Origin of the sequence: Arthrobacter agilis (assembly GCF_002953615.1) — a bacterium.
GTDB classification, from domain to species: domain Bacteria; phylum Actinomycetota; class Actinomycetes; order Actinomycetales; family Micrococcaceae; genus Arthrobacter_D; species Arthrobacter_D agilis_B.
In genome coordinates, this window is sequence record NZ_CP024915.1 from 2,774,823 (window position 1) to 2,784,648 (window position 9,826).

9 protein-coding genes are annotated in these 9,826 nt (G+C 71.1%); 4 read left to right on the forward strand and 5 right to left on the reverse strand.

What is annotated here, in order from left to right; genetic code table 11:
• Positions 1–101 precede the first annotated feature (101 nt).
• The 3 genes from CVO76_RS13545 (at position 102) to CVO76_RS13555 (ending at position 1,806) form a co-directional block, all read left to right on the forward strand.
• Positions 102–563 (forward strand): hypothetical protein, encoded by a 462-nt coding sequence (locus CVO76_RS13545; protein ID WP_133079982.1) that lies wholly within the window; start codon positions 102–104, stop codon positions 561–563.
• The gene (locus CVO76_RS13550; protein WP_208739644.1) at positions 560–1,114 is read left to right on the forward strand and encodes an HPP family protein; all 555 of its coding nucleotides are present in this window, start codon (positions 560–562) and stop codon (positions 1,112–1,114) included. The genes CVO76_RS13545 and CVO76_RS13550 overlap by 4 nt, the downstream gene beginning before the upstream one ends.
• Before the next feature lie 197 nt (positions 1,115–1,311).
• Positions 1,312–1,806, forward strand: coding sequence for a hypothetical protein (locus tag CVO76_RS13555; protein WP_208739646.1), 495 nt, complete (start codon positions 1,312–1,314; stop codon positions 1,804–1,806).
• On the opposite strand, the gene CVO76_RS13560 is transcribed toward CVO76_RS13555, so the two are convergent.
• The 3 genes from CVO76_RS13560 to CVO76_RS13570 form a co-directional block, all read right to left on the reverse strand.
• Positions 1,776–2,573, reverse strand: a complete 798-nt coding sequence (locus tag CVO76_RS13560) for a response regulator transcription factor (protein ID WP_133079985.1) — start codon at positions 2,571–2,573, stop codon at positions 1,776–1,778. The genes CVO76_RS13555 and CVO76_RS13560 overlap by 31 nt on opposite strands.
• A gap of 91 nt (positions 2,574–2,664) precedes the next feature.
• Positions 2,665–4,917 (reverse strand): putative bifunctional diguanylate cyclase/phosphodiesterase, encoded by a 2,253-nt coding sequence (locus CVO76_RS13565; protein WP_208739648.1) that lies wholly within the window; start codon positions 4,915–4,917, stop codon positions 2,665–2,667.
• Positions 4,918–5,117: 200 nt separating this feature from the next.
• Positions 5,118–6,599: an MFS transporter gene (locus tag CVO76_RS13570; RefSeq protein WP_208739650.1), complete on the reverse strand. Its 1,482-nt coding sequence runs from the start codon at positions 6,597–6,599 to the stop codon at positions 5,118–5,120.
• An 89-nt stretch (positions 6,600–6,688) separates the two neighbouring features.
• Here CVO76_RS13570 and CVO76_RS13575 point away from each other — a divergent pair, with 89 nt between their 5' ends.
• On the forward strand, positions 6,689–7,267 hold the full coding sequence (locus tag CVO76_RS13575) for a TetR family transcriptional regulator (RefSeq protein WP_208739652.1): 579 nt from the start codon (positions 6,689–6,691) through the stop codon (positions 7,265–7,267).
• 12 nt (positions 7,268–7,279) lie between these two features.
• On the opposite strand, the gene efeB is transcribed toward CVO76_RS13575, so the two are convergent.
• Entirely contained in the window at positions 7,280–8,557 is a 1,278-nt protein-coding gene (efeB, locus tag CVO76_RS13580; RefSeq protein WP_208739654.1) for an iron uptake transporter deferrochelatase/peroxidase subunit, read from the reverse strand.
• Positions 8,558–8,562: 5 nt separating this feature from the next.
• Entirely contained in the window at positions 8,563–9,765 is a 1,203-nt protein-coding gene (efeO, locus tag CVO76_RS13585) for an iron uptake system protein EfeO (protein WP_208739656.1), read from the reverse strand.
• Positions 9,766–9,826 lie beyond the last annotated feature (61 nt).

Sequence of the window (9,826 nt, forward strand, 5' to 3'; positions counted from 1 at the left end):
CGCGGCGGCGTCCCGCCGACCGCGGGGGGCCGGTCGGGAGAGGCGACGGAGACCTTCCCCGACGTCGCACCCCCGGCCGTGGCCTCCCGGGAGGAGCAGCCGTGAAGCTGCCCGTCTACCTCGGCCTCCTGGCGGAGGCCGAGCAGATCCTGGCCCGCTCGTTCAGGGTGGTCGCGGAGGGCCACTCGGACGAACCCGATGTGCACTTCATCGTGCGGACGCTCGCCGAGCAGTGCGACCGGCACGTCGAACGGCTGCAACCGGTGATCGGACGCTTCGGCTCCGACGTCGAGGGCGAGGAGGAGCACCGGGTGACGGCCGACGGCGTCGTCGAGGTGCGTGCCGGCCCCCTGGGACTGCTGCTCGACCTCCAGGACCTGTACGTCCTCGTCCACCACCTGGACATCATGTGGACCATGGTGGGCCAGGCAGCGGCAGGCAGCCGGGACAGGCAGCTGCTCGACATCGTGGAGCGCTGCGAACAGGACGCCGATCTCCAGAGCCGCTGGCTCCGGACCCGGATGAAGCAATCAGCCCCGCAGGCCCTGCTGGTGGCGCGATGAGCGGCAGGACATCGGTGCTCACCCGTCGGCGGAAGGCCCGCGGTGATCTGGGAGCCGGCCTGTACGCCGCGGCCCTGAGCCTGGTCACGCTGTCCGTCCTCGGGCTGCTGGGCCTGCTCACCCACCTCCCGTGGCTGTTCCCGAGCCTCGGGCCGACGGTGATGCTGTTCTTCGAGTCACCCGAGCAGCCCGCGTCCCGGCCCGTCAACGCCCTCGTGGGCCACGGCGTCGGCCTCGCCGCAGGGGTCATCTGCTTCTACGGCTTCCACATCGGAGCCTTTCCACCGGCGCCCGTGGGCGGCGTGACCGGCTACCACATGGCGGCGGGGGCGGTCTCCGTGGCCCTGACGACCCTCGTCCTGACCCGGGTCGGGCTCCCTCATCCACCGGCCGGGGCGACCACCCTGATCGTGAGCCTCGGTATCCTCAACACACCGGCCCACTTCGGAGTCATGGCGGCAGCCGTCGTCGTGCTGACCGCACTCGGCTGGGGTGCGAATCTGCTCCTCGGCACCCGGCCGGCAGGGTCCGGAGCCGACACGCGACCCTAGCCTTCGCCTTTTCTTCGGTTTTCTTTCGCCCTTCCGCCACGCCGCCATTGAGTGACGCGGGCCAGAGTGGGAACCAGGAGTGCAGCACTCCCTGATCTTCCCGCCGGTTCCGGGCCGTCCACCGGAGCCGGCGGGTAGCTTCCCCCGGGGCACCGACCCGGGGAGCGCAGGAACCGGCGGCAGGAAGAGGAGCAGGCGTGGCGACGATCGACCTCCCGGCCATCCCGGCCATCCCGGCCATCCCGGCGGGCACGCGGGCCGACGCCACCGCCGGCGCCACGGACGGCGCCGACCCTGCTTCCGCCGGCGCTCCCGGCACCTCCCGCCCCGCGACCGACAGGACCGACGTGTCCCACCTTCCCGTGCTCGACCGGCGGATCCTCGACAACCTGGGCGTGGAGCTCTCCAACCAGGAGGGCGCGCTGCAGTTCGCCGGGATATTCGGCCAGATGCTCCCCCAGCGGATCGGGGCCGTCCAGGCCGCGTTCGCCGCGCGGGACGCGGACGCCGCCGTCGTCGCACTCCTCAGCCTCACGGTGAGCGCCTCGATGGTGGGAGCACGCCGGCTCGAGGACGTGTCCTCGGCAGGGCTCCAACTCGTCGACCGGCCGTCGACCCACCCCGCACTCCTCGCGCGGCTCCAGGGCCTCGGCACGGAATTTCAGTCCGAGCTGGCCGGCATCATCCGGTAGCCGACGCCGCGCACCGTCCGGATGAACCGGGGCGCCTTGGTGTCCTCCCCCAGCTTCTTCCGCAGGTTCCGGATGTGCACCTCGACGAGGTGCTGGTCGTTGACCCAGCCGTCGCCCCAGATCCGCGACAGCAGCGTCTCCCGCTGCCATACCCGGCGCGGCCCGGACACGAGCGTGGCCAGGAGGTCGAACTCGATCCGCGTCAGCGGGAGTTCGACGCCGTCGAGCATCGCGATCCGACCCTCGGTGTCGATACTGATCGGACCGTGGGTCAGGAGCCCTTCGACGGGTTCGGGGGCCGCGACCGCCGGCGCTGCAACAGGCTGCGAAACCTCCGCCGTGTGCCCGCCGGGAGCGAGCAGCGGCTGCGACACGCTGCGGACGGTGGTCCTGGGACGTCGGAACATGGCGTTCACGCGGGCGCCGACCTCGCGCGGGCTGAACGGCTTGACGACGAAGTCGTCCGCGCCGATCTCGAGGCCGATCAGGCGGTCGATCTCGTCCTGGCGCGCGGTGATCATGATGACGTAGGCGTCGGTGATGGGCCGGATCTGCCGGCACACCTCCACGCCGTCGATGTCCGGGAGATTGAGGTCGAGGGTCACGAGGTCCGGCTGGCGGTCGCGCACCAGGGCGACGCCCTGGCGCCCGTTCTCGGCCTCGATGGTGACGAACCCGTTCATGCCCAGCGTCATGACCAGCAGTTGCCGCACATCGGCGTCGTCTTCGATGATGAGCGCGACGCGCGCATCGGGGTCGGTTGTCATGGATTACACACTGCCAGACGTTGGCACTCCGACCGAGCGCATCGGACCGGTGCTCCCGTTTTTCTGGCCTGACCGGTCGGCGCGGCGCGCCTCATGCCCGTGCCCCCACGGTCCGACCGGCGATCCAGGGCGAGACCTCGACCGCCGCCAGCGGAGCGGCCAGGTGGAATCCCTGCGCGAAGTCGCACCCGCGCTCCCGCAACGCCTCCCTCGTCTCCTCGTCGCCGACGCCTTCCGCGACGACCCTGAGACCCAGGCTGTGGGCGAGGTCGATGATCGAACCCACGAGGGCGCTCGCGCGCTCGTCGTCCCGCATGGCGATGATGAAGGAGCGATCGAGCTTGAGCTCGTCCACGGGGAGATCGCGCAGGTAGGCCAGCGAACTGTACCCGGTCCCGAAATCGTCGAGCGAGACCTGGATCCCCTTCGCGCGGAGGCGGGCGAGGATCCCGGCGCTTCCCGCCGGGGTCGACATGAGCACGTCCTCGGTGATCTCGAGCATGATGCACGAGGCCGGCACCTGGTACTGCTCGAGCAGGACGGCGATCTCCTGCGGAAGGCACGGCAGGATGCAGGAAACGGACAGGTTGACGGCGACGGCGATGTCCAGTCCGTCGGCCCGCCACCGGGCCGCCCTCCGTACTGCGCGCCGGAGCACCAGCGAGGTCAGTGCCGGCATCAGCCCGGCCTCCTCGGCGAGGGGCAGGAAGGCGGCCGGCTGGAGCCGGCCCCGGGTGGGGTGGTTCCACCGGACGAGGGCTTCGACACCCGTCACGCGGTGGTCCGCGAGGCGGAGCTTCGGCTGGTAGTGCAGTTCGAACTCGTCCCGGGCGAGGGCGGTACGGAGTTCCTGGATGGTCCGCAGCCGCAGTTCGCCGTCGTCGTCGTCCGTCAGGTCGTACACGTGGTGGCCGATGCGCTCCGACTTCGCCCGGAACATCGCGATGTCCGCCTTGCGCATGAGCAGCCCCATGTCCGTCCCGTGCTGCGGGATCAGGGCGATACCGATGCTTGCGCTGACCTGCAGATCGGCCGTGCCCACCTCCACGGGGGCCGCCAGCGCCGCTTCCAGTCGCTGCGCGGCTGCGACGGCCTCGACCGGGCCGACACCGTCCAGGAACACGGCGAACTCGTCGCCGCCCAGGCGGGCGAGGACGTCTCCCGCCCGCAGCTGGCGGCTGAAACGCTCACCGACCTGGACCAGGAGCGCGTCCCCGACATCATGCCCGAGCGCATCGTTCACGTGCTTGAAGCGGTCGAGGTCCAGCAGGAACAGCGCTCCTGTGCGCCCCCTGCCGAGCCGGTGGGGGACGTCCGTCAGCAGCGCCCGGCGATTGGGCAGCCCCGTCAGCTCGTCCGTCCTGGCCAGCGTGACGAGCATGCGGTTGCGGAACGCGAGGGGAACGGATGCGAGGGCGAGCGTCGAGGCGGCGAAGACCACCGAGAGCAGGGGTATCCGCAACTGGCAGCCGATCACGAGGACGGCGAGCGCGGACGCCGCGGACACGACGGGCGCGGCGAACTCGGGGACGCCCTGGCTCCTGCCGTCGCGTGCCGCGGTCCGGTCGGCGGCGCCGTCCACCCAGGTGGCGATCCCTGCGAGGCCGGCGACCCAGCCGAAGTCGATCACCGAACCGACGGCGTATTCCTGCATGCCGAACGCGTAGGCCACGTCGGCGGCGGAGAAGACGATCAGCCCCGCGATGAGGAACGGCCAGCGCGGACCGATGTCGAGCCCGCGGGACGCGAGCACGCCGCCCACCGCCGTGATCAGCAGGAGGTCGAGGAGGGGATAGGTGACGGCGACGACCACCTCGAAGGTGCTGCCGCCCGTCGTCGCGTTGCGCAGGACGGGCGCGAGCACCAGGGCCATGAGGGAAGCCGCACCCAGCGCCCCGACGATGCTGTCCAGCAGCAGCGGCCAGAGCAGCCCCTTCAGCTTCCGCACCGCCACGACCGCCAGCGATCCGAGCATCAGCGGATAGAAGGCGAAGTAGCCGACATCGGCCAGGGAGGCGTAGCTCAGCGCCGTCTCCCCGTCCAGGGATGCGGCGTAGTAGGCATCGCCCGCGGCATAGGCGATGACCGCCCCGGCTCCCAGGACGATCTGCGGTTCCGCGCATCGCGTCCGTACCGCCGCGCTGACGCACAGGGCGACGGCGGCGAGTTCGGTGACCACGCACAGCCAGCCGTCGAGGAACGGATCGAACGTCGCCGGATCCCCGACGAGGAGGCCGGCGGTGTAGGCGACCAGCAACAGGACCATCCCGGCGGTCAGCACGTGCCTGTGGTGCAGGCGCGATGTGCGGTCCGGATCAGCCGTGCGCGCATCATCGCGCCGCATTCAGTCCCTCGTTTCGCTTCGGTCGTGGAACCAGAAGCATAGGACGCCGGGACACCGCCGGCCGCCGTCTTCTGCCGAGGGCACCCATACCCTGCCGAAATACTTGGCTTCGGATGCGGGACCGGCCGTCCGGACCGCCGCCCCCTGCTCCGCATCGTCGGTGGTCGCGGGGTGGGGAGGCAGGACCGGCGCCGGGGCGCCTAACCGAGGTGCACGGCCTCCCCCGAGGTGGTGAACTCGTTCCTCGCGACCCGGATCATGAACCACGAGATCGGCGCGGCCAGTGCGAGCGCGACGGCCGCGGCAAGGAACACCACGGAGTATCCGTCCACGAGCGACTGCAGGCCGCCGGCCGCACCCTCCGCGGTCCCGGTTCCCGCACCGACCGTGTACAGGGCCGTGAAGACCGCGGTTCCGATGGAGCCACCGATCTGCTGCGTGGCCGTGACGGCCGCGCTGGCCACTCCGGAATCGCGGGGTGCGATACCGAGCAGTGCCACGTTCTGCAGCGGGACGAAGATCAGCGCGAGCCCCATGCCCAGCAGGATCTGCGAGGGCAGCACCTCGAGGACGTAGGACCCGCCCACCGTGATCCGGCTGAGCAGCAGCAGTCCCGCCGCGGCGATCAGGGGGCCGACCGTCATGAGGATGCGGGGGCCCACCGTGGGCAGGAGTCGTGAGACCACACCGGCGCACACGATGATGGCGAAGGTCATGGGCAGGGATGCCAGCCCCGACATCAGGGGGCTCATCCCGAGCACGATCTGGAAGTGCAGCGTCAGGAAGAGCAGGGCGCCGAGCAGGGCGGCGCCGACGGCGATGGACGACAGGTAGGCGCCGGCCCGTGCGTGGTCGGTGATGATGCGCAGCGGCAGCAGGGGGTGCTGCGAGCGTGCCTCGACGAGGACGAACAGGGCCAGCAGCACGACGCCGAGCGCGAGGAACCCGAGGGTGTCGGCGCGGGCCCAGCCGGCCTCGGCGCGCGAGAACCCGTAGACCACGGACGCGAGGCCGAGGCTCACGAGCACGGCACCCGGGACGTCGTAGCGCGTGCTTCCCTCGGCGCGGCTCTCGCGCAGGACGGGCAGGCCCACGGCGATCGCGACGACGGCGATCGGCACGTTGACGAGCAGGCACCAGTGCCAGCTGAAGTACTCGGTCAGGACGCCGCCGAGCAGGAGTCCGACGGCGGCGCCGCCGCCCGCGATCGTTCCGTAGACGGCGAAGGCGCGCACACGGTCCTTGCCGCCGGGGAAGGTCACGGAGAGGATGGCGAGCGCGGCCGGGGCCAGCAGCGCGGCGAAGACACCCTGCAGCCCGCGCGCCAGCAGGAGCATCTCGCCGGAGGTCGCGATCCCCCCGATGGCCGAGGCGAGTGCGAAGCCGCCCATGCCGACGAGGAACGAACGCTTCCGGCCCCAGAAGTCGGCGATGCGTCCGCCCAGCAGGAGGAGCGCGCCGAACGTCAGGGCGTAGAGCGTGACGACCCAGCTGCGGTCGCTGTCGGACATGCCGAGTTCCGCCTGGGCCTGTGGCAGGGCGATGTTCACGATGGTCCCGTCGAGCACGACGGTCAGCTGGGCGAGCGCGACGATCGCCAGCACGAGCCAGCGGTTCGCGGGGGGCTTCGCCGGAGCGTCCCCGGTGGGCGCGGCGGAAGGACCCGAAGGGTGGGTGGTCATGGTTCTCCTCAGAAATGATGTCGTTCCGAGGGTAGGGGTGTCGCATCACCCGAGTCAAACGAACTAGTTCGTTTGGGTATACTCGTGGGATGCCCTCGACGACGGACGTCCGCTCACGCATCCTCCTGGCCGCCCGGGGCGAGTTCGCCGCATACGGGCTGGCGGGAGCGCGCATCGACCGGATCGCGAAGGCCGCCAGCGCCAGCAAGGAGCGCCTGTACGCGCACTTCACGGACAAGGCAGCCCTGTTCCAGGCGGTCCTCGACGTGAACGCCGCGGAATTCCACCGTGCCGTGGTCCTCGACCCCGCGGACGTACCGGCCTTCGTCGGCAGGATCTTCGACCATGCCCATGAGCACCCGGACATCCTCCGGATGCTGACCTGGGCGCGGCTCGAGGGCGTCGACTACGACCTCCCGGGAGGCGCGGAACCGGACCGCAAGCTCCTGGCCCTCCGCGAGGCGCAGGAGAGCGGTGAGGTCGATCCCTCCTGGGTGCCGGAGGAGCTCCTGCCGATCCTCTTCGGCATCGCGCAGGCCTGGGTGCAGGCCCCGCTGATCGCCCACGAGAACGCACCCGGGACACCGCTCTCCGCGCACCGCGCCGCGGCGGTCGAAGCGGCCCGCCGCGTCCTGCAGCGGCAGGATGAAGCCGCCGTCGTGCGATGACCGCGCGGCGGGTCAGGATTCGAAGAGCCGCGCTCCCACGTAGCTGCCCTCGGACGCCCCGCCCGGCACCGCGAAGATGCCGGATCCCACGTGCCGGATGTACTCGTTGAGCAGATCCGACCCTGCGAGCCGTGTCTGCACCGGGATGAAGGCCCGCTCGGGGTCGCGCTGGAAGCAGAGGAAGAACAGGCCCCCGTCGAGGCGGCCGAGCTCGTCGTTGCCGTCCACGAAGTTGTAGCCGCGCCGCAGCATGCGGGCGCCGCCGTTGGTGTCGGGATGCGCCAGCCGCATGTGCGACTGTCCGGCGATCAGGGGTTCCCCGCCGCTGCCCCCTGCGGAGAAGTCGGGGGGCGTGAACTCGTCACCACCGGACAGTGGCGCGCCCTTGCCCTTCGTCCGTCCGATCGACCGCTCCTGCTCGGAGAGGCGCGTACGGTCCCACGGCTCGACGTTCATGCGCACCTTGCGTGACACCAGGTACGAGCCGCCCGCCATCCACGCCTGGTCGTCGCCCTCCGCGACCCATACGTGCTCGTCCACGGCTGCACGGTCCTCGGCCTTGACGTTGGCCGTGCCGTCCTTGAACCCGAAGAGGTTGCGGGGCGTCACCTGGGTGGTGCTGGTGCTCGAGGTACGACCGAAGCCCAGCTGTGAGTAGCGCAGCGACGCCCGGCCGAAGGCGATCCGGGACAGGTTGCGGATGGCGTGGACGGCCACCTGCGGATCGTCGGCGCATGCCTGGATGCAGAGGTCGCCTCCGCTGATGCGCTCCTCGAGCATGTCGCCGGAGAAGGCGGGCAGTGGTGCCAGGGCGCGGGGCCGCAGCGCCGCGATGCCGAATCGATCGACACCCCCTGCCGTGGTGAAGAGGGTGGGGCCGAATCCGAACGTGATGGTGAGGCCGGCGGGGCCCAGGTCCATCGCCTCGCCCGTGTCCTCGGGGGGCGCCTCGTACGGCCCGGCGTCGGGCGCGAATTCCCCGGCACTGCCGCCCTGGCTCATGCTCGCGGCAGCGGTGGTCCAGTCCTTCAGGAGGCCGACGAGGTCCTCGCGGGAGACGTCTCCGACGTCGAACACCGCGAAGTGCAGCCGGTCCTGGGCGGGCGTCGTGATACCCGCCTGGTGGTCGCCGTGGAACGGGTACGCCAGCGACCCGGGATCGGTGGCACCTGCGGAGGCGTCGGGTACGGCCCGGCCCGCGACGACGCCGGCACCGACACCCGCGGCAGCGCTTGCCCCGGCGAGGGACAGGGCCCGCCGCCGTGAGATCCGGAACGTACCCGGTGCCATGGCCGCTAGCCCAGGAGCACCGCGGTGATCCGCGAGAGCGGTTCCCCGAGTGCGTTGACGCGATCGGACAGCGCCTTCACGTCCGCCTGGGACAGGTCGCCGTAGGAGACGTAGGCGATGTCGCGCTGCGCGGCACCAGGGGCGCTCGTGCGGTGCCTGTCGAGTTCGGCGGAGAGGTCCGTGAAGTCCGACTCGAGGGTGGCGACGAGTTCGGGATCCTTGTCCTCGAGGAGGTCCTCCAGGCCGTCGACGAGGACCCGCGCCCCCTCGACATTGCCCTGGAAGTCCCAGAGGTCCGTCCCGGACCAGATCTCCTCCTCACCCGTGACCTTCCCGTTCGCCACCTCGTCGAGAAGGGCGATCGCCCCGTTGGCCAGCTGGTCGAGGGACAGGTCGATCTCCTGCACGGCTGCGTGCAGCGTGGTGGTGTCCTCGACGAGTCGCGCGGCCACGGCCTCCCGCTCCGCCTGCGTCAGCGGAGTGTACGCGGCGTCGGCCGGCGGCCACAGGTCCTTCTCGATGCGATGCCAGCCGGTCCACTCCTCCCCCTCGGCGAGGTCCGCCTCGCGGTTGTCGAGTTTCGGGTCGAGGTCGCCGAAGCTCTCGGCCACGGGCTCCACCCGCTCGAAGTGCATCCGGGTGGTCGGGTAGAGGCGGCGGGCCGCGTCGTCGTCACCGGCGACGTAGGCGGCCGCGAAGTCCTCGGTGCCCGCCAGGAGCTGGTCCACCTGGTCCTTGACGTAGGCCTTGTAGTTGACCGCGGCGGCGTCGATCTGCGTTTGCTCGTCGCCCGTCGGCTCGACGGCGGTCCCGGAGTCGGTCACGGTGAACGAAGCGCGGCCCACGCCGTCGCCCACCATGCCCGGCTTGCAGACGGTGTAGTAGGAGCCCGGCCTGGCGTTCACCACCAGGTCACGGCTGATGCCCGGTCCGATGTTCTCGACCTCGGACACGATGCGCAGTCCGTCCTCGGCGAGGAGGTAGAACTCGGTCACCTGGTCCCCGGCATTGGTGATGCTGAAGGTCAGCGGACCGCTCTCCGCCGTGGCGGCCGAGACCGAGCAGTCCTCGGCGGTGCTGGTGACGCTCAGTCCCCCCGACGCGCCGTCGGCTGTCCCGGCGGAGGCGTTCGGCGTGCAGGCGGTCGCGAGGAGGACGCCGCAGGCGGCGACGGCCGCGGCAGGCTTCGAAAGGCGGGCGGTGGTCACTTGGCTCCTTGGGGAACGGGGATCGTCGCGGCGGGAGCGGGCGTCCGCCGCGCGCTTCGCC

Coding starts and splice junctions, on each gene's coding strand:
- CVO76_RS13550 (WP_208739644.1), top strand. CDS start 560: ATGAGCGGCAGGACATCGGTGCTCACCCGTCGGCGGAAGGCCCGCGGT.
- CVO76_RS13560 (WP_133079985.1), bottom strand. CDS start 2,573: ATGACAACCGACCCCGATGCGCGCGTCGCGCTCATCATCGAAGACGAC.
- CVO76_RS13565 (WP_208739648.1), bottom strand. CDS start 4,917: ATGCGGCGCGATGATGCGCGCACGGCTGATCCGGACCGCACATCGCGC.
- CVO76_RS13570 (WP_208739650.1), bottom strand. CDS start 6,599: ATGACCACCCACCCTTCGGGTCCTTCCGCCGCGCCCACCGGGGACGCT.
- CVO76_RS13575 (WP_208739652.1), top strand. CDS start 6,689: ATGCCCTCGACGACGGACGTCCGCTCACGCATCCTCCTGGCCGCCCGG.
- efeB (WP_208739654.1), bottom strand. CDS start 8,557: ATGGCACCGGGTACGTTCCGGATCTCACGGCGGCGGGCCCTGTCCCTC.